The following is an 18,764-nucleotide window of genomic DNA, read 5'->3' as shown; positions in this document are numbered from 1 at the left end:
GGGAGGGGTGGGGTTAGCTGGTGCGGTCGGCGATGTAGTCGCAGAGGGATTCGAGGGCGCGTCGGGCCGGGTTCTCCGGCAGCGGGGCGAGCTGGTCGCGGGCGTCCTCGGCGTAGCTGCGGACGGTCTCCCGGGCACGCTTGAGCGCCGGGCTCTCCCGCAGCAGGCCGAGCGCCTCCGCGTGCAGGTCGTCGTCGGTCACCGGGCCGGTGGCCAGGATCTCCCGCAGCCGCACCGAGGCGGCGTCGGCGTCGTCGGAGGCCAGCGCGTAGAGCACCGGCAGGGTCGGTACGCCCTCGCGCAGGTCGGTGCCCGGGGTCTTGCCCGACTGCACCGACTCGGAGGCGATGTCGAGCAGGTCGTCGGAGAGCTGGAAGGCGACGCCGATGGTCTCGCCGTAGCCGGCCAGCGCCTCGATGTGCTCCGGCGCGGCGCCGCCGAACATCCCGCCGAAGCGGGCCGAGGTGGCGATCAGCGAGCCGGTCTTGCCGGCGATCACGTCGAGGTAGTGCGCCACCGGGTCGTCACCGGGGCGGGGGCCGACCGTCTCGGCGATCTGGCCGTGCACCAGCCGCGCGAAGGTGCGCGCCTGCAGGCGTACCGCCTCGGCGCCCAGGTCGGCCGCGATGTCCGCGGCCCGGGCGAAGAGGTAGTCGCCGACCAGGATGGCGACCGAGTTGGTCCACCGCGAGTTGGCGCTGGGCGCGCCCCGGCGCACGGCGGCCTCGTCCATCACGTCGTCGTGGTAGAGCGTCGCCAGGTGGGTGAGCTCCATCACCACCGCGGCCGGTACGACCTGCGCGCCGGTCGGATCGCCGAACTGGGCGCCGAGCGCCACCAGCAGCGGCCGGAACCGCTTGCCGCCGGCCTCCACCAGGTGCCGGGCGGCCTCGGTGACGAACGGGTCGGCGCTGGCCACACTGGCCCGCAGCTCGACCTCGACGGCCTCCAGCAGGCCCAGCACGGACGCCTCGACGCGGGGATCGGCGAGATAGAGGCCGAGCGCGCCGAACTGACTCGTGCTCACCCGGCTCCGGCGGCCGCCGGAGCCGGTGGCACCTGAACGCTCGCCAGCCGGAATCACCACGCTATCCACCATGCCACACCCTCTCGACCTGCTCCGGACTGGGGATACGCGCCGGGGGCCGGCCCGCCGTGGCGGACCGGCCCCCGTGGGCCCGGACGACGGGTCACCGCACGAATTCGGCGGCCCCCGTGGCGAGGTCGAGCAGCGGCGCCGGGGCGACGCCGAGCACCAGGGTGGCGAGAACGCCGATCATGAGCGCGGCCGAGGTGAGGCCGCCCGGCACGGTGACCGTCGGGGTGGACTCGCCCGGCTCGGAGAGCCACATCATCACCACGACCCGCAGGTACGGGAAGGCCAGCACCATGCTGGTCAGCACGCCGGCGATCACCAGCCACGCCTGCCCGCCGTCGAGCGCCGGGCCGAACACCGCGAACTTGCTGGTGAAGCCGCTGGTCAGCGGGATGCCCGCGAAGGCCAGCAGGATGAAGGTGAACACCCCGGCGTAGAACGGCGAGCGCTTGCCCAGCCCGGCCCAGCGGGACAGGTGGGTGGCCTCCCCGTCGGCGTCCCGCACCAGGGTCACCACGGCGAACGCGGCGAGCACCGAGAAGCCGTACGCGACCAGGTAGAACATGGTCCCGGAGAGCCCCTCCCGGTTCGGCGCCAGCACGCCGACCAGCAGGTAGCCGGCGTTCGCGATGGACGAGTAGGCGAGCAGCCGCTTGATGTCGGTCTGGGTGACCGCGAGCACCGCGCCGACCAGCATGGTCAGCACCGCGACCGCGCCGAGCACCGGGGTGAAGTCCCACCGGGCCCCGTCGAAGGCGACGTGGAACACCCGCAGCAGGGCGCCGAACGCGGCGACCTTGGTGCAGGCGGCCATGAAACCGGTGATCGGGGTCGGCGCGCCCTGGTAGACGTCCGGAGTCCAGACGTGGAACGGGGCGGCCGCCGCCTTGAACAGCAGACCGATGCTGAGCAGCGCCATGCCGGCGAAGAGCAGCAGCGGGCTGGCCGTGGACTCGGCCACGGCGGCGTTGATGGTGGCGAAGTCGACCCCGGCCGCGCCGTTCGGGATGCCCGCGGTGAAGCCGTAGACCAGGGCCACCCCGAACAGGAAGAAGGCCGAGGCGTACGCGCCGAGCATGAAGTACTTCAGCGCGGCCTCCTGGCTCAGCAGTCGCCGGCGGCGGGCCAGCGCGCAGAGCAGGTAGAGCGGCAGCGAGAAGACCTCGAGCGCGATGAACATGGTCAGCAGGTCGTTCGCCGCCACGAAGATCAGCATGCCGCCGATCGCGAAGGTGGTCAGCGGGTAGACCTCGGTGGCCCCGTTCACGCCCTCGGCCTGCCGCCGGTCGTCGGCGGACTCGGCGGGGAACGCGGCCTGGGCGACGAACGCGCCGCCGCGCTCCACCGAGCGCTCACCGATGAGCAGCAGCGCCATCGCGGCGAGCACCAGGATCGCGCCCTGGAGGAAGAGCGTCGGCCCGTCCACCGCGATCGCCCCGCCGATGGTGATCAGCCGGTCGTCGGCGTTCAGCACCACCATGGTGAGCGCGCCGAGCACCGCCAGCAGCGCCAGCGTCAGCTGCACCAGGTGCCGCAGCCGCCGGGGCACGAACGCCTCGACCAGCACGCCGAGCAACGCGGCGCCCAGCATGATCAGGCTCGGCGCGAGCGCCGCGTAGTCGATCGAGGGCAGTTTGAGTTCACTCACTTTGCGGCCTCCTGGACGGTGCCGACCGAGGGCGCAGGGTCGGTGCTGCCGACGTCCTGCATGGTCGCCTGGATGGCGGGGTTGATCACGTCGGTGACCGGCTTCGGGTAGAACCCGAGCAGCACGATCAGCGCGATCAGGGGTGCGACCACGACCTTCTCGCGCAGGTTGAGGTCACGCCGCATGCCGTCGACCTCGGTCAGCGCCGGGTTGAGCGTGCCCTGCGTGGTGCGCTGCACCATCCAGAGCACGTACGCCGCGGCCAGGATGATGCCGAGCGTGGCGATGACCGCTACCGGCTTGTTCACCGTGAAGGTGCCGATCAGCACCAGGAACTCGGAGACGAACGGCGCGGTGCCGGGCAGCGCCAGCGAGGCGAGACCGGCGAAGAAGAGCACCCCGGCCAGCAGCGGCACCAGCTTGCCGGCGCCGCCGAAGTCGCTCACCAGCGCCGAGCCCCGCCGGGCCACGAACATGCCCACCACCAGGAAGAGCAGGCCGGTGGCGAGGCCGTGGTTGACCATGTAGAGCACCGCGCCGGTGCCCGCCTGGGTGGTGAAGGCGAAGATGCCCACCCCGATGAAGCCGAAGTGCGCGATTGACGTGTACGACACCAGCCGCTTCAGGTCGTTCTGGCCGACCGCCAGCAGCGCGGCGTAGATGATGCCGATCAGGCCGAGCGCCAGCGCCCACGGGGCGAACCACTTGGCGGCGTCCGGGAAGAGCGGCAGGCAGTAGCGCAGGATGCCGAACGTGCCGACCTTGTCCAGCACGCCGACCAGCAGCGCGGCCGCGCCCGCGGGCGCCGCCCCACCGGCGTCCGGCAGCCAGGTGTGGAACGGGAAGAACGGCGCCTTGATCGCGAACGCGAGGAAGAAGCCGAGGAACAGCCAGCGCTCGGTGCCGGTGGAGATGTCCACCTGGGACAGCGCCTGCCAGTCGAAGGTCTTGCCGCCGACCACCCAGAGACCGATCACCGCGGCGAGCATGAACAGACCGCCGACCAGCGAGTAGAGGAAGAACTTCACCGCCGCGTACTGCCGCTGGTGGCCGCCGTAGCTGCCGATCAGGAAGTACATCGGCACCAGCATGACCTCGAAGAACACGTAGAACAGGAAGACGTCGGCGGCGGCGAAGACGCCGATCATCGTGCACTCGAGGACGAGCAGCAGCGCGAAGTAGACCGGCACCGACCGCTTGGACGACTCGGCGTCGTGCCAGGAGGCCAGGATCACCAGCGGCACCAGCACCGCGATCAGCATCAGCATCACCAGCGCGATGCCGTCGGCGGCGAAGGTGAAGTTGACGCCCCAGTTCGGGATCCACGGGTAGGACTCGCGGAACTGGAACCGGTCACCACCGACCTTGAAGGCCACCCACATGACCACCGACAGCGCCAGCACCAGCACCGACCAGCCGAGCGCGACCTGCTTGGCCAGCTCCGGCCGCGACCGCGGCAGCAGGGCCACCACCAGGGCGCCGACCAGCGGCGCCACGGTGAGCACCGAGAGGAACGGGAAGTCGGACATTATGCGGCCTTACCTCCGTCGTCACTGCGCGGTCCGCCGGTGACGGCCGCCTGGAAGAGGTCGATCACGCCAGCCACCCCGCCTCGACGGCCAGGAAGGCCGCCAGCACCAGCAGCGCGCCGGTCAGGATCGAGGTGGCGTACGACCGGACGAAGCCGGTCTGCAGCCGCCGGAGCCGACCGGAGCCGCCGCCGACCGCCGCGGCGAGGCCGTTGACCAGCCCGTCCACGCCCCGGTTGTCGAGGTAGACCAGCGCCCGGGTGAGGAAGATGCCCGGCTTCTCGAAGACCGCCTCGTTGAACGCGTCGGTGTAGAGGTTCTTTCGCGCGGCGGTGACCAGCACCCCGGCCGGCTGCGGCTCGGTGGCCGTGCCGGCCCGGAACAGGAACCAGGCGAGCCCGGCGCCGAGCACGGTGACCAGCAGCGACAGCACGGTGATCACGGTGTGCGAGAGCACCGCGTGGTGGCCCTCCTCCTGGCCGCCGAGGCCGGCGGTGGCCGCCAGCCAGTCCGGCACCGAGGTGGCGAGCAGGAAGCCGGCCCCGACCGAGCCCACGGCGAGCAGGATCAGCGGGATGGTCATCAGCTTCGGCGACTCGTGCGGGTGCTCGATGTCCTCGGTCCAGCGCTTCGGACCGTGGAAGGTGAGCACGAAGAGCCGGGTCATGTAGAACGCGGTCAGCCCGGCGCCGAGCAGCGCGGCCATGCCGAAGAGCCAGGCCGTCCAGTCCTCCCGCTCGAACGCGGCCACGATGATCGGCTCCTTGGAGAAGAAGCCGGAGAACGGGAACATGCCGATGATGGCGAGCCAGCCCATCATGAAGGTGATCCAGGTGACCTTCATGTACTTCGACAGCCCGCCGAAGCGGCGGATGTCGACCTGGTCGTTCATCCCGTGCATGACCGAGCCGGCCCCGAGGAACATGTTGGCCTTGAAGAAGCCGTGCGCCAGCAGGTGCACGATGGCCAGCGCGTACGCCGCGCCGCCGAGCCCGACGCCGAGGAACATGTAGCCGATCTGGCTCACCGTCGACCAGGCCAGCACCCGCTTGATGTCGTCCTTGGCCGCGCCGATGACACAGCCGATCAGCAGGGTCAGCGCGCCGACGCTGACCACCACCAGCTGGAGCGTCGAGTTGGCCGAGAAGATCGGGTTGGACCGGGCGATCAGGTAGACGCCGGCGGTGACCATGGTGGCGGCGTGGATGAGCGCCGACACCGGGGTCGGGCCCTCCATCGCGTCCGGCAGCCACGCCTGGAGCGGGAACTGGCCGGACTTACCGGTCGCGCCGAGCAGCAGCAGCAGGCCGAGCACCAGCACGGTGGTCGCGGTCAGCGAGCCGACCCCGTTGAACACCTCGTCGTACTGGGTGGTGCCGAGGGTGGCGAACATGATGAAGATGCCGATCGCCAGGCCGGCGTCGCCGACCCGGTTCATCAGGAACGCCTTCTTGCCGGCGGTGGCCGCGCTCGGCCGCTCGTACCAGAAGGAGATCAGCAGGTACGACGCCAGACCGACGCCCTCCCAGCCGAAGTAGAGCATCACGTAGTTGTTGCCGAGCACCAGCAGCAGCATGGCGGCGACGAACAGGTTGAAGTACCCGAAGAAGCGCCGCCGGCCCGCGTCGTGGGCCATGTACTCGACCGCGTAGAGGTGGATCAGGAAACCCACCCCGGTGATCAGCAGGACGAAGACCGCGGCCAGCGGGTCGAAGAGCAGACCGAAGTCCACCCGCAGGCCGCCGACCGTAATGAAGTCCCACAGGCTCAGCTCGACCGACTTGTTCTCCAGGCCCCGCAGCTGGAAGAAGTAGGTCAGGCCGAGCAGGAAAGCGGCGCCGATGGCCGCCACGCCGAGCCAGTGCCCCCAGCGGTCGGCCCGCCGGCCGAGTAGCAGCAGGACCGCCGCGCTGACCAGCGGGATGGCCACCAGCAGCCAGACGCTGCCCAGCAGCCCGTCCGCCGCCGCATAGGTGACGGCGCCGGCCGGCTCGGCCGGGGCGTTCGCAAGAATCTCCACCACCGCAGGCCCCTCAGTACTTCAGCAGGTTGGCGTCGTCGACGCTCGCCGAGCGCCGGGTCCGGAAGATCGACATGATGATCGCGAGCCCGACCACGACCTCGGCCGCGGCCACCACCATCACGAAGAACGCCATGATCTGGCCGTTGAGGTCACCGTTGATCCGGCTGAAGGTGACCAGCGTCAGGTTGGCCGCGTTGAGCATCAGCTCGACGCACATGAACAGCACGATCGCGTTGCGCCGGATCAGCACCCCGGCCGCGCCGATGGTGAACAGCACCGCGGCGAGGACCAGGTAGTAGTTCGGCTCGACCGAGAAGAACCCGTCCATTACTTGTCCGTCCCCTTCAGCGCGGTCTCCTCGGCGGTCAGCTCGCGCACCGGCAGGATCTCCGGGGTGCTCCGCTCGGTCAGCCGGCCGTCCGGCAGCCGGGCCGGGGTGGCCACCGAGGAGGAGGTGGCGAAGACGCCGGGGCCGGGCTTCGGGCCGGGGTAGTTGCCCGGCCGGAAGCGGGCCCGCATGGTCGCCGGCTGGTCGAGCTTGTCCTGCTTGCGCCGCTCGACGTGGGCCAGCACCATGGCGCCGATCGCCGCCGTGATCAGCAGGGCCGAGGTGAGCTCGAAGGCGAAGACGTACTTGGTGAACAGCAGCCGGGCGATGCCCTGCACGTTCCCCTCGGCGTTCGGCTCGGCCAGGCCGACCGCGGTGACCCCGTCCAGCCCTCGGTAGAGGCCGGTGCCGACCAGGCCGGCGAAGCCGAGCGCCAGCAGCAGCGCCGCGGTCCGCTGCCCGCGCAGCGTCTCGATCAGCGAGTCCGACGCGTCCCGGCCGACCAGCATCAGCACGAACAGGAACAGCATCATGATCGCGCCGGTGTAGACGATGATCTGCACCATGCCGATGAACGGCCCGGCCTGGAGCACGTAGAACACGCCGAGGCAGAGCATGGTCAGCACCAGCCAGAGCGCCGAGTGCACGGCGTTGCGGGCGGCGACCATCCCGATCCCGCCGATCAGCGCCAGCGGGGCGAGGATCCAGAAGGTGACCGCCTCGCCAGTGGAAACCGAGCCCGCCGCGGCGAGCACCGTCTGCGTGGTCATGCTCCGTCTCCCTTGCCCGCGGTGGCCCGCTGGGCGTGCTGCTCGGCGCCGGGGAAGGTCACGCCGGGGTGCTCCTCCACCTGGTACCGCCCGGGGCCCATCGGGGAGCGCTCGGCCCCGGCCGAGGTGCCCGGGTTCTCCAGCGCGCCGACGTAGTAGTCCTTCTCGCTGTCGCCGAGCCGCATCGGGTGCGGCGGCTGCTCCATGCCCGGCAGCAGCGGCGCGAGCAGCTGCTCCTTGGTGAAGATCAGGTCCTGCCGGTTGTCCCGGGCCAGCTCGTACTCGTTGCTCATGGTGAGCGAACGGGTCGGGCAGGCCTCGATGCACAGGCCGCAGAAGATGCACCGGGCGTAGTTGATCTGGTAGACGCTGGCGTACCGCTCACCGGGCGAGAAACGCTGCTCGTCGGTGTTGTCGCCACCCTCGACGTAGATCGCGTCCGCCGGGCAGGCCCAGGCGCACAGCTCGCACCCGATGCACTTCTCCAGCCCGTCCGGGTGCCGGTTGAGGATGTGCCGCCCGTGGTAGCGCGGCGCCGAGACCGGCGGCTTGAACGGGTAGTCGGTGGTGACGACCTTCCTGAACATGTGCGAGAAGGTGACCCCGAAGCCCTTGAACGTTCCGGTGATCGCGCCCACGTCACACCTCCCTGGAGTCCGTGCCGGCGGCGATGTTGGCCGGCTCCCGCTCGGCGACCACGCGCCTGGTGCGCGGGCTCGGTGGTACCTGCAGGTCCATCGGCGGCAGCGGGAAGCTGCCGTGCGGCCGGTTGTTGACCTGTTCCTGGACCGTCGGCTTGGGCTGCGGCTTGCGGCTCGGCCACAGCAGCGTGGCGATCAGCAGCAGGCCGGCCGGGATGCCGACCGCGATCAGCTTGCCCTGGGTGTCCCAGTCCTCGATCGAGCGCAGCCCGGCGAGCACCAGGATCCAGACCAGGTTGATCGGCAGCAGCACCTTCCAGCCGAACCGCATGAACTGGTCGTAGCGCAGCCGGGGCAGCGTGCCCCGCAGCCAGACGAAGACGAAGACCAGCGCGATCACCTTGCCGAAGAACCACAGCATCGGCCACCAGCCGGAGTTGGCGCCCTCCCAGAGGGTGATCGGCCACGGCGCGTGCCAGCCGCCGAGGAAGAGCGTCACGGTGACCGCGGACATGGTCACCATGGCGACGTACTCGCTGAGCATGAAGAGCGCGAACTTCAGCGAGCTGTACTCGGTCATGTAGCCCGCGACCAGCTCGGACTCGGCCTCGGGCAGGTCGAACGGCGCCCGGTTGGTCTCTCCGACGGTGGCGATGAAGAAGATGACGAAGCTCGGCAGCAGCAGGATCGCGTACCAGCCGGGCGCCGGCAGCTCGGTGCCGAACAGGGTCAGCCGGGTGGCGTCGCCCTGGGCGGCGACGATCCCGCTGGTCGACATCGTGCCGGCGGTCATGAACACCGCCACGATGCTCAGCCCCATGGCGACCTCGTACGAGATCATCTGGGCGCTGGAGCGCAGGCCGCCGAGCAGCGGGTAGGTCGAGCCGGAGGCCCAGCCGCCGAGCACGATGCCGTAGATGCCCATCGAGGAGCAGGCGAGGATCACCAGCACCGCCACCGACACGTCGGTGACCTGCAGCGGCGTCCAGTGGCCGAAGATGCTCACCATCGGGCCGAACGGCACCACCGACAGGGTGGTGACCGCGCAGATCACCGAGATGGTGGGCGCGAAGAAGAAGACGACCTTGTCGGCCGCCTTCGGCAGGATGTCCTCCTTGAAGGCCATCTTCAGGCCGTCGGCGAGGGTCTGCAGCAGGCCGAACGGGCCAGCCTGGTTGGGGCCGGGCCGCACCGCCATCCGGCCCACGACCCGCCGCTCGAACCAGACGCCGAGCAGCGTGGCGAGCACGGCGAAGACGAAGGCGAAGAGAACCTTGCCGAGGACGAGCCACCACGGGTCCCGGCCGAAGTCGGCCAGCGTCGGGTCCTGCGCCAGGTAGACCGCGTTCACTGGATTGCACCCCCTGCGTTGAGGAGCGGGCCGGGGCGGCCGGCGGCGTCCGCGGCCACCGCCGCGGCCGAGATCCGGACCACCGTGCCGGAGCTGGCGCCGAGGCCGCGCCGGACGGTCGAGCCGGGTGAGTTGGTGGGCAGCCAGACGACGCCGTCGGGCATTTCGGTGATCGCCGCCGGCAGGGTCAGCGCCCCCCGGTCGGTGCCCACCGTGACCGGGTCGCCGTCGGCGACGCCGAGCGCCTCGGCGGTGCCCTTGCCCAGCCGGACCACCGGCGGGCGGGCGGTGCCGGCGAGGTGCTCGTCGCCGTCGGTGAGGCTGCCCAGGTCGATCAGCTGGTGCCAGGTCGCCAGCACCGCCTCGCCCGCGCCGGGCGTCGGCACCGTGGCCGGCTCCACCGCCGGGGCGGCGGGCCGCTCGAGCCGGGTGGGCGGCAGCCCGCCCAGCTCGCGCCGGACGCTGAGCACGTCGCCGGTGCCCAGCCGCACGTCGAGCTGCGCGGCCAGCGCGTCCAGCACCCGGCCGTCGCTCATCGCGGCGGTCTGCAGCACCGCCTCGAAGGTGCGCAGCCGGCCCTCCCAGTCCAGGAAGCTGCCGGCCTTCTCGTCCACCGGGGCGACCGGGAAGACCACGTCCGCGCGCCGGGCCACCGCGCTGTTGCGCAGCTCCAGGCTGACCAGGAACGGGACCGTGTCCAGCGCCTGCTCAGCCAGCCGCGGGTCGGCCAGGTCGGCCGGGTCGACGCCGGCCACCACCAGCGCGCCGAGCTGGCCGTTGGCGGCCGCCGCGATGATGCCGTCGGTGTCCCGGCCGGCCTGGCTGGGGATCACCCCGGCCGCGATGTCCCACGCCTCGCCCAGCTCGGCCCGGGCGGCCGGCTCGGTGACCAGGCGGCCGCCGGGGAGCAGGTTGGGCAGGCAGCCCGCGTCGACCGCGCCGCGGTCACCCGCGCGCCGGGGCACCCAGGCCAGCCGGGCCCCGGTACGCCGGGCCACGTCGGCCGCCGCGGACAGGCCGCCCGGCACCTCGGCGAGCCGCTCGCCGACGATCAGGATGGCGCCCTCGGCGCTCAGTGCCTCGGCGACCGTGGCGTGCTCGGCGAGCACGCTGGCTTCCTCGCCCGGCACCACCCGGGCCAGCTTGGCGCCGAGCTTCTCCAGGCCGCGCGTCGCGAACGGCGCGATCGCGTACACCGTCAGCTTCTTCTTCAGGTACGCCTTGCGCAGCCGCAGGAAGAGGATCGGGCACTCCTCCTCCGGCTCCAGGCCGACCAGCACCACCGCCGGCGCGTTCTCCACGTCGGCGTAGGTGACGTCGGTGACCCCGGCGACCGAGCTGGCCAGGAACTCGGCCTCCTCGCGGGAGACCGGCCGGGCCCGGAAGTCGATGTCGTTGGTGTTCAGCGCGACCCGGGCGAACTTCGCGTACGCGTAGGCGTCCTCGACGGTCAGTCGGCCGCCGGTGAGCACCGCGGTGCCCTGACCGCCGTCCCGGGCGGCGCGCAGCCCTTCGGCGGCGACGGTGAGCGCCTCGCTCCAGGACGCCTCGCGCAGCTCACCGGTGCGCTGGTCGCGGACCAGCGGGGTGGTGAGCCGGTCGAAGGCGCGGGTGTACTGGAAGCCCCACCGTCCCTTGTCGCAGTTCCACTCCTCGTTCACCGCCGGGTCGTCGCCGGCCAGCCGGCGCAGCACCTTGCCGCGCCGCCAGTCGGTGCGCTGCGCGCAGCCGGCCGAGCAGTGCTCGCACACGCTCGGGGTGGAGACCAGGTCGAACGGGCGGGCCCGGAACCGGTACTGGGCGCCGGTCAGCGCGCCGACCGGGCAGATCTGCACGGTGTTGCCGGAGAAGTAGGAGTTGAACGGCACGTCGCCGTCCCCGTCCTCCGCGCCGTACGCGTCGTCCCGGTAGATGTTGATCTCTTCGGCGGACGACCGGTTCATCAGGTCGATGAACTTGTCGCCGGCGATCTCCTCCGAGAACCGGGTGCACCGCTGGCAGAGCACGCAGCGCTCCCGGTCCAGCAGCACCTGGGTGCTGATCTCCAGCGGCTTCTCGTACTCCCGCTTGTGCTCGTGGAACCGGGAGTCGGTGCGGCCGGTGGACATCGCCTGGTTCTGCAGCGGGCACTCGCCGCCCTTGTCGCACATCGGGCAGTCGAGCGGGTGGTTGAGCAGCAGCAGCTCCATGACCCCCTCCTGCGCCTTCTTGGCGACCGGAGAGGTGAGCTGGGTGCGAACCACCATGCCGTCGGCGACGGTCTGGGTGCAGGAGGCGACCGGCTTGCGCTGCCCCTCCACCTCGACCAGGCACTGCCGGCACGCGCCGGCCGGGGCCAGCAGCGGGTGGTCGCAGAACCGGGGGATCTCGATCCCCATCTCCTCCGCGACGCGGATCAGCAGCGCGCCCTTGGGGGCGGTGACCTCGATCCCGTCGATGGTGAGCGTGACGGTCTCGGTCTGCTTGGCTACGTCGGTCATTAGTGGGCTCCCACCAGCTGCTTGTCCGACAGCTTCGGCGCGGTACGACCCTCGATGTAGTCGAGGTAGTCCTGCTTGAAGTACTTCAGCGACGAGGTCACCGAGCTGGTCGCGCCGTCACCCAGGCCGCAGAACGAACGGCCGAGGATGTTGTCGCAGGTGTCCAGCAGGGTGTCCAGGTCCTCGTGGGTGCCCTGGCCGGAGAGGATCCGCCGGTAGACCCGGACCATCCAGTAGTTGCCCTCGCGGCACGGGGTGCACTTGCCGCACGACTCGTGGTGGTAGAACTCCAGCCACCGGTAGGTCGCGTAGACCGGGCAGTCCTGGTCGGAGAAGATCTGGGTGGCCGTGGTGCCGAGGATGGACCCGGCCGCCGCCACCGATTCGAAGTCCAGCGGCACGTCCAGGTGCTCGGCGGTGAGCAGCGGCGTCGACGAGCCGCCCGGGGTCCAGAACCGCAGGTTGTGCCCGGGCTGCATCCCGCCGGCCAGCTCCAGCAGCTCGCGCAGGGTGATGCCCATCGAGCACTCGTACTGGCCCGGGTTGGCGATCCGGCCGGAGAGCGAGTAGATCATCGGCCCGGAGGACTTCTCCGTGCCCATGCTCTTCCACCAGTCGGCGCCGCCCAGCACGATGTACGGCACGCTGGCGATGGTGCCGACGTTGTTCACCACGGTCGGGCTGGCGTACAGGCCGTGGGTGGCCGGGAAGGGCGGGCGCAGCCGGGGCTGGCCGCGGAAGCCCTCCAGCGAGTCCAGCAGCGCGGTCTCCTCGCCGCAGATGTACGCCCCGGCGCCGGAGTGCACCACCAGCTCCAGGTCGAACTTGGAGCCGAGGATGTTCTTGCCGAGGTAGCCCTTGGCGTACGCCTCCTGGACCGCGTTGCGCAGCCGGCGCGCGGCGTGCACCGCCTCGCCCCGGATGTAGATGTAGGCGCGGTTGGCCCGGATCGCGTACGACGCAATGATCACGCCCTCGACCAGCGAGTGCGGGTCGTGCGTCATCAGCGGCAGGTCCTTGCAGGTGCCCGGCTCGCCCTCGTCGGCGTTCACCACCAGGTAGTGCGGCTTGCCGTCACCCTGCGGGATGAAGCCCCACTTCAGACCGGTGGGGAAGCCGGCGCCGCCGCGACCGCGCAGGCCGGAGTCCTTGACCAACTGGATCAGGTCGTCCGGGTGGGCCTTGAGCGCCTTGCGCAGCGCCGCGTAGCCGTCCAGCTTCTCGTAGGTGCCGATCCGCCAGGCGTCCGGCGACAGCCAGCGCTTGGTGAGCACGGGAGTGAGCTTGGCCAGCGTCTCCCGTCGAGGCGTCGTCACTTCTGAGCCTCCTTGAGGTTGCGCTCCTGCGCCCCGGCCTCGTCGCCGGCGGGCTTGCCGTCCCCTGCGGGCGGGTTGGCGGCCGTGCCGGCCGCCTCCGCCGCTTGGGCGTCGCGCGGCGACGGCGGCACACCGTCGGTGGGGACCTTGGTGCCGGGGGCGTCCGGGACCGCGGTCCGTGCGTCCGGCTGGCGGGTCTCCGCCGTCCGTACCTGCGGGTTCTTGGCGTCCGGCGCCTTCACGTCGCGGGTGGTGCTGCCGGTCGCGGCGGCCGGTTCGGCCTTCGCCGCCTCGGCCTTCGCCTTCGCCGCGGCCGCGTCGGCCTCGGCCTTGCTGCGGATCGGCGTGTTCGGGTCGAAGCCCGGCACCGAGATGCCGTGCTCCTGCGCCAGCCGCAGGCCGCGCAGGGTCGGCTCGCCCGGCCCGCCGTCGGCGACCGCGCCGTCCCGCTCGTCGGCGAAGCCGGCGAGCTGCACCGCCATCTCCTTGAGCGTGCACAGCCGGGCACCCCGGGTCGGCATCGGCCGGCCGCCGGCGCGCAGCTCGTCGACCACACCGACGGCCGCCTGCGGGTCCACGTTGTCGAAGAAGTCGTAGTTGACGGTCATCACCGGGCCGTAGTCGCAGGCCGCCAGGCACTCGGCGTGCTCCAGGGTGATCTTCCCGTCGGCGGTGGTCTCGTCGTGCCCGACGCCGAGGTGCTCGGCGAGGGTGTCGTAGACCTCCTGGCCACCGAGCACGTTGCACATCGTGTTGGTGCAGACGCTCACCAGGTAGTCGCCGGTCGGCCGGCGCTTGTACATGGTGTAGAAGGTGGCCACCGCACCGACCTGGGCCTTGTTCAGCCCCAGCACCTCGGCGCAGAACTCCACCCCGGCCGGGGAGACGTAGCCCTCCTCGGACTGCACCAGGTGCAGCAGCGGCAGCAGCGCCGAGCGGGACCGGTCCGCCGGGTAACGGGCGATGATCTCCCGCGCCCGCTGCCGGGTCTCTTCGGTGAAAACACTCATCGGTCACAACCACCCATCACGGGGTCCAGCGAGGCGCCGCCGGCGATCACGTCGGCGATCAGGCCGCCCTCGGCCATGGCCGGGAGGGCCTGCAGGTTGACGAAGCTCGGCTCCCGGTAGTGCACCCGGTACGGCCGGGTGCCACCGTCGGAGACCGCGTGCACGCCCAGCTCGCCACGGGGCGACTCGATGCCCACGTAGACCTGGCCCGGCGGCACCCGGAAGCCTTCGGTAACCAGCTTGAAGTGGTGGATCAGCGACTCCATGGACTGGCCCATGATCTTCGCGACGTGCTCCAGCGAGTTGCCCATGCCGTCGACGCCGATGGCCAGCTGCGCCGGCCAGGCGATCTTCTTGTCGGCCACCATCACCGGGCCGGGCTTGAGCCGGTCCAGCGCCTGCTCGACCAGCTTGAGCGACTCCCGGATCTCGGCCAGCCGGACCAGGTAACGGCCCCACACGTCGCCGTCGGTGTGCGTCGGGACGTCGAACTCGTACGTCTCGTAGCCGCAGTACGGCATGGTCTTGCGCAGGTCCCAGGCCAGCCCGGCGGAGCGCAGCACCGGCCCGGTCACGCCGAGCGCGAGGCAGCCGGTCACGTCGAGCACCGCGACGTTCTTCGTCCGCTCGAGCCAGATCGGCTGGCCGGAGAGGAGGTTCTCGTACTCCTTGAGCCGCTTCGGCATCAGCTTCAGGAACTCGCGGATCTTGACGATCGCCTCGTCCGGCACGTCCTGCGCCACGCCGCCCGGCCGGACGTACGCGTGGTTCATCCGCAGGCCGGTGATGATCTCGAAGATCTCGAGGATGTGCTCCCGCTCCCGGAAGCCGTAGAGCATCATGTTGATCGCGCCCAGCTCCATGGCGGTGGTGGCCACCCAGACCAGGTGCGAGGAGATCCGGTTCAGCTCCATCATGAGGACCCGGATGGTGGTCGCCCGCTCGGTGATCTGCTCGGTGATCCCGAGCAGCTTCTCCACCGCCAGCGCGTACGCCGTCTCGTTGAAGATCGGGGAGAGGTAGTCCATCCGGGTCACGAAGGTGCTGCCCTGGACCCAGTTGCGGTACTCGAGGTTCTTCTCGATGCCGGTGTGCAGGTAGCCGACCACCGAGCGGGCCTCGCGGACCGTCTCACCCTCGAGTTCGAGGATCAGCCGAAGCACACCGTGCGTGGACGGGTGCTGCGGACCCATGTTGACAACGATCCGCTCGTCGTTGATCGGGTCGGTGCCGGAGACCACGCTGTCCCAGTCCCCGCCGGTGACGGTGAAGACCTTGCCCTCGGCGGTCTCCCGCTCGGTCGCGTAGTTGGACGTGCTCACTGGTACGACCTCCTCCGGTCCGGCGGCGGAATCTCGGCGCCCTTGTACTCCACCGGCACGCCGCCGAGCGGGTAGTCCTTGCGCTGCGGGTGCCCCTCCCAGTCGTCCGGCATCAGGATCCGGGTCAGGTTGGGGTGGCCGTCGAAGACGATGCCGAACATGTCGTACGCCTCGCGCTCCTGCCAGTCCGCGGTCGGGTAGATCGCGGTGACGCTGGGCAGGTGCGGGTCCTCGGCGGAGACCGCGGCCTCCAGCCGCACCGTGCGGCGGTAGGTCATCGAGGTGAGCTGGTAGACGACGTGCAGCCGGCGGGCATCGGCGCCGAGGTAGTCCACCCCGGACACCGACGAGCAGAGCTCGAAGCGGAGCGCGAGGTCGTCGCGCATCACCTGGCAGACCTCGGCGATCCGCTCGGGGCGGACGTGCAGGGTCAGCTCACCCCGGTCGACCACGACCTTCTCGATCGCGTCGGCGAAGGCCGGGTACGCCTCCTCCAGCGCGTCGCGCACCTCGTCGAAGTAGCCGCCGTACGGCCGGGGCGAGTCCTCGATCGCGCGGCGCGGGCGGACCAGGCCGCCGTAGCCGGACACGTCGCCGGTGCCCTGGTTGCCGAACATGCCGCGACCGGCCGGGCTGGCCGGCGGGTACTCCGCCGGCGCTCCGCTGGTGGCGCCGGCCGGCGTGACCGGTACCGGTACGCCGCCGTCGTTGGGTGCGGTCACCGTGCCTGCCCTCCGTTCACGACTGCGGGGCTCCGCTCCGCCGCACTGCTCGCGTTCACCGCGACCCTCCGTGCTGCAGGTGGTTCTGGGCCTTCATCCAGTTCTCGATCCGCAACTGCTCCTCGCGACCCTCACGGACGGCCTGCGTCCACTCGGCCCGCCGGGCCTTGTCGCTGCGGTACGACGAGGGCATCGAGCCGTACGGGACAACCGGGACGTCACCACGGGCCTTGCGCGCCTCGAGCATCTTCCGGCCGTTCGGGCCGAGCGGCTCATGCATGATCTTCTCGCGCAGCTTGAGCACCGCGTCGATGAGCATCTCGGGCCGGGGCGGGCAGCCGGGGAGATACATGTCGACCGGGACGATGTGGTCGACGCCCTGCACGATGGCGTAGTTGTTGAACATGCCGCCGCTGCTGGCGCAGACGCCCATGGAGATTACCCAGCGGGGCTCGGCCATCTGGTCGTAGATCTGGCGCAGCACCGGGGCCATCTTCTGGCTCACCCGGCCGGCCACGATCATCAGGTCGGCCTGCCGCGGCGAGGCGCGGAAGACCTCCATGCCCCAACGGCCCATGTCGTAGTGCGGGCCGCCGGCCGCCATCATCTCGATCGCACAGCACGCCAAGCCGAAGGTGGCACCCCAGACCGACGTCTTCCGCGACCAGTTGACCAGCTTCTCCACCGAGGTGAGCAGGACACCGGCGGGAAGCTTCTCCTCGATACCCATCTGAGGTTCCTCCCTCAGTCCCAGTCCAGGCCGCCGCGCCGCCACACGTAGGCGTACGCGACGAAGACCGCGACGATGAACAGGACCATCTCCACGAAGCCGAAGATCGGCAGGGCGTCGAACGAGACCGCCCAGGGGTAGAGGAAGATGATCTCGATGTCGAAGACGATGAAGAGCATCGCCGTCAGGTAGAACTTGATCGGGAACCGCCCGCCGCCGACCGGCTGAGGGCTGGGCTCGATGCCGCACTCGTACGCCTCGAGCTTGGCCTTGTTGTAGCGCCGGGGGCCGGCGAAGCGGGCGGCCGCCACGGAGAACAGCGCGAACGCCGCGGCGATGGCGAACAGCCCGATGATCGGTGCGTAAGGGGAGAGCGTCATCGTTATCTCCTGCTCGTCCTTCCCTGCCCTCGGTGCTTGACAAAAATCACACTATTCACGTCCCATTCGGCGACCTGCGCCGGGGGGCCGATCTCTGTGTTCCGGGCCCGCGTCCGTCACGGACCGTCGATCCGGTGGTCACACGGCCGGAGCCACCTTCGTCATCGCGTTGATGACCCGGTCCATCGCGTCCCCGCCACGGGGGTCGGTCAGGTTGGCCAGCAGCTTGAGGACGAAGCGCATCAGCATCGGGTGCGGCATGCCGTGCTTGGTGGCCATCCGCATGATCTCCGGGCGGCCGATCAGCTTCACGAAGATGCCGCCGAGCCGGTAGTAGCCGCCGAACCGCGCCTTGAGCTCGGTCGGGTACGCCGCCAGCGCCCGCTCCCGCTCGGCGCCCGCCGGCCGGGCCAGCGCCTGCACCGCGATCTCCGCGGCCAGCTCGCCGGACTCCATCGCGTACGCGATGCCCTCGCCGTTGAACGGGTTGACCATGCCGCCGGAGTCGCCGACCAGCATCACCCCGCGGGTGTAGTGCGGCACCCGGTTGAAGCCCATCGGCAGCGCGGCGCCGAGGATCGGGCCCTCCGCGTTGGCCTCGTCGGTCATGCCCCAGTCGGCCGGGGTGTTCGCCAGCCAGTCGGTCAGCAGCCGCCGGTAGTTGGTCTTGCCGAAGGCCGACGAGGAGTTGAGCACGCCGAGGCCGACGTTGACCCGGCCGTCACCGAGGCCGAAGATCCAGCCGTACCCGGGCAGCAGGTTGTCGCCGCTGTCCTTGCTGCGCAGTTCCAGCCAGGACTCCAGGTAGTTGTCGTCGTGCTTGGCCGGGCAGCGGTAGTAGCGCCGCACCGCGACCCCGATCGGCCGGTCCTCCCGCTTGGCCAGCCCGAGGGCGAGCGGGAACCGGCCGGAGACGCCGTCGGCCGCGACCACCAGCGGCGCGTGGAAGGTCGCGGGGGCCTTGTCCGGGCCCACCTCCGCCTCGACGCCGATCACCCGGCCGTCCGGGTCGAGCACCGGGCCGGTGACGTTCACGCTGGTCCGCAGCTTGGCGCCGGCGGCGACGGCCCGCTGGGCGAGCAGGTCGTCGAAGTCGAGCCGGGTGCGCACCAGCCCGTAGTTGGGGAAGCTCGCCAGGTCGGGCCAGTCCAGCTCCAGCCGGATCCCGCCACCGATCACCCGCAGTCCCCGGTTGTGCAGCCAGCCGGCCTCTTCCGAGGTGTCCACGCCCATCCGGACCAACTGCCGCACCGCGCGCGGCGTCAGCCCGTCTCCGCAGACCTTCTCCCGGGGAAACTCGGTCTTCTCCAGCAGCAGCACCCGTACGCCGTGCCGAGCCAGGTGGTACGCGGTCGCCGACCCACCGGGACCGGCGCCCACGACGATGACGTCGGCGTCGTGCTCCACCGCGGTCATCC

Annotated in this window: 16 protein-coding genes; all 16 read right to left on the bottom strand. The window is 70.8% G+C overall.

Translation table 11 applies throughout. The features are described 5' to 3' along the window. Positions 1–13: 13 nt before the first annotated feature. Positions 14–1,099 carry a polyprenyl synthetase family protein gene (locus tag DLJ47_RS21525; protein ID WP_088997034.1) on the bottom strand — a complete coding sequence of 362 codons (1,086 nt, stop codon included), beginning with the start codon at positions 1,097–1,099 and terminating at the stop codon, positions 14–16. Between the two features lie 91 nt (positions 1,100–1,190). Then, positions 1,191–2,744 (bottom strand): NADH-quinone oxidoreductase subunit NuoN, encoded by a 1,554-nt coding sequence (gene nuoN / locus DLJ47_RS21520; RefSeq protein WP_109902118.1) that lies wholly within the window; start codon positions 2,742–2,744, stop codon positions 1,191–1,193. Beyond that, positions 2,741–4,273: an NADH-quinone oxidoreductase subunit M gene (locus DLJ47_RS21515; RefSeq protein WP_109902116.1), complete on the bottom strand. Its 1,533-nt coding sequence runs from the start codon at positions 4,271–4,273 to the stop codon at positions 2,741–2,743. The genes nuoN and DLJ47_RS21515 overlap by 4 nt, the downstream gene beginning before the upstream one ends. A 64-nt stretch (positions 4,274–4,337) precedes the next feature. Then, a complete protein-coding gene (gene nuoL / locus DLJ47_RS21510; protein WP_109902122.1) occupies positions 4,338–6,293 on the bottom strand; it encodes an NADH-quinone oxidoreductase subunit L in 1,956 nt (651 codons plus the stop codon). A gap of 13 nt (positions 6,294–6,306) precedes the next feature. Next, the gene (nuoK, locus tag DLJ47_RS21505) at positions 6,307–6,624 is read right to left on the bottom strand and encodes an NADH-quinone oxidoreductase subunit NuoK (RefSeq protein WP_109902114.1); all 318 of its coding nucleotides are present in this window, start codon (positions 6,622–6,624) and stop codon (positions 6,307–6,309) included. Beyond that, positions 6,624–7,394 (bottom strand): NADH-quinone oxidoreductase subunit J, encoded by a 771-nt coding sequence (locus DLJ47_RS21500; protein WP_109902113.1) that lies wholly within the window; start codon positions 7,392–7,394, stop codon positions 6,624–6,626. Before DLJ47_RS21500 ends, nuoK begins: the two co-directional genes overlap by 1 nt. Then, the gene (gene nuoI, locus DLJ47_RS21495; protein ID WP_109902111.1) at positions 7,391–8,032 is read right to left on the bottom strand and encodes an NADH-quinone oxidoreductase subunit NuoI; all 642 of its coding nucleotides are present in this window, start codon (positions 8,030–8,032) and stop codon (positions 7,391–7,393) included. Before nuoI ends, DLJ47_RS21500 begins: the two co-directional genes overlap by 4 nt. Before the next feature lies 1 nt (position 8,033). Beyond that, positions 8,034–9,386, bottom strand: coding sequence for an NADH-quinone oxidoreductase subunit NuoH (gene nuoH, locus DLJ47_RS21490; RefSeq protein ID WP_109902109.1), 1,353 nt, complete (start codon positions 9,384–9,386; stop codon positions 8,034–8,036). Further along, complete coding sequence (locus tag DLJ47_RS21485) at positions 9,383–11,866, bottom strand: NADH-quinone oxidoreductase subunit G (protein ID WP_109902107.1); 2,484 nt, start codon at positions 11,864–11,866, stop codon at positions 9,383–9,385. Before DLJ47_RS21485 ends, nuoH begins: the two co-directional genes overlap by 4 nt. After that, a complete protein-coding gene (gene nuoF / locus DLJ47_RS21480) occupies positions 11,866–13,182 on the bottom strand; it encodes an NADH-quinone oxidoreductase subunit NuoF (protein WP_109902105.1) in 1,317 nt (438 codons plus the stop codon). Before nuoF ends, DLJ47_RS21485 begins: the two co-directional genes overlap by 1 nt. After that, positions 13,179–14,192 (bottom strand): NADH-quinone oxidoreductase subunit NuoE, encoded by a 1,014-nt coding sequence (nuoE, locus tag DLJ47_RS21475; protein WP_109902103.1) that lies wholly within the window; start codon positions 14,190–14,192, stop codon positions 13,179–13,181. The genes nuoF and nuoE overlap by 4 nt, the downstream gene beginning before the upstream one ends. Beyond that, positions 14,189–15,514, bottom strand: coding sequence for an NADH-quinone oxidoreductase subunit D (locus DLJ47_RS21470; RefSeq protein WP_109902101.1), 1,326 nt, complete (start codon positions 15,512–15,514; stop codon positions 14,189–14,191). The genes nuoE and DLJ47_RS21470 overlap by 4 nt, the downstream gene beginning before the upstream one ends. Continuing rightward, a complete protein-coding gene (locus tag DLJ47_RS21465; RefSeq protein WP_109902099.1) occupies positions 15,511–16,236 on the bottom strand; it encodes an NADH-quinone oxidoreductase subunit C in 726 nt (241 codons plus the stop codon). The genes DLJ47_RS21470 and DLJ47_RS21465 overlap by 4 nt, the downstream gene beginning before the upstream one ends. 55 nt (positions 16,237–16,291) lie before the next feature. After that, positions 16,292–16,966 carry a NuoB/complex I 20 kDa subunit family protein gene (locus DLJ47_RS21460; RefSeq protein WP_088997022.1) on the bottom strand — a complete coding sequence of 225 codons (675 nt, stop codon included), beginning with the start codon at positions 16,964–16,966 and terminating at the stop codon, positions 16,292–16,294. A gap of 14 nt (positions 16,967–16,980) precedes the next feature. Then, positions 16,981–17,346 carry an NADH-quinone oxidoreductase subunit A gene (locus tag DLJ47_RS21455; RefSeq protein ID WP_088997021.1) on the bottom strand — a complete coding sequence of 122 codons (366 nt, stop codon included), beginning with the start codon at positions 17,344–17,346 and terminating at the stop codon, positions 16,981–16,983. Between the two features lie 138 nt (positions 17,347–17,484). Further along, entirely contained in the window at positions 17,485–18,762 is a 1,278-nt protein-coding gene (locus DLJ47_RS21450; protein ID WP_109902120.1) for a geranylgeranyl reductase family protein, read from the bottom strand. Positions 18,763–18,764: the final 2 nt, after the last annotated feature.

The organism is Micromonospora sp. S4605, from assembly GCF_003176715.1.
Classification (GTDB): Bacteria; Actinomycetota; Actinomycetes; order Mycobacteriales; family Micromonosporaceae; genus Micromonospora; species Micromonospora echinaurantiaca.
Note: the sequence above shows the minus strand (reverse complement) of the source record. Positions and strands in the feature narration are given on the sequence as shown.

Coding starts and splice junctions, on each gene's coding strand:
- DLJ47_RS21525 (WP_088997034.1), bottom strand. CDS start 1,099: ATGGTGGATAGCGTGGTGATTCCGGCTGGCGAGCGTTCAGGTGCCACC.
- DLJ47_RS21515 (WP_109902116.1), bottom strand. CDS start 4,273: ATGTCCGACTTCCCGTTCCTCTCGGTGCTCACCGTGGCGCCGCTGGTC.
- nuoK (WP_109902114.1), bottom strand. CDS start 6,624: ATGGACGGGTTCTTCTCGGTCGAGCCGAACTACTACCTGGTCCTCGCC.
- DLJ47_RS21500 (WP_109902113.1), bottom strand. CDS start 7,394: ATGACCACGCAGACGGTGCTCGCCGCGGCGGGCTCGGTTTCCACTGGC.
- DLJ47_RS21485 (WP_109902107.1), bottom strand. CDS start 11,866: ATGACCGACGTAGCCAAGCAGACCGAGACCGTCACGCTCACCATCGAC.
- nuoE (WP_109902103.1), bottom strand. CDS start 14,192: ATGAGTGTTTTCACCGAAGAGACCCGGCAGCGGGCGCGGGAGATCATC.
- DLJ47_RS21460 (WP_088997022.1), bottom strand. CDS start 16,966: ATGGGTATCGAGGAGAAGCTTCCCGCCGGTGTCCTGCTCACCTCGGTG.
- DLJ47_RS21455 (WP_088997021.1), bottom strand. CDS start 17,346: ATGACGCTCTCCCCTTACGCACCGATCATCGGGCTGTTCGCCATCGCC.
- DLJ47_RS21450 (WP_109902120.1), bottom strand. CDS start 18,762: ATGACCGCGGTGGAGCACGACGCCGACGTCATCGTCGTGGGCGCCGGT.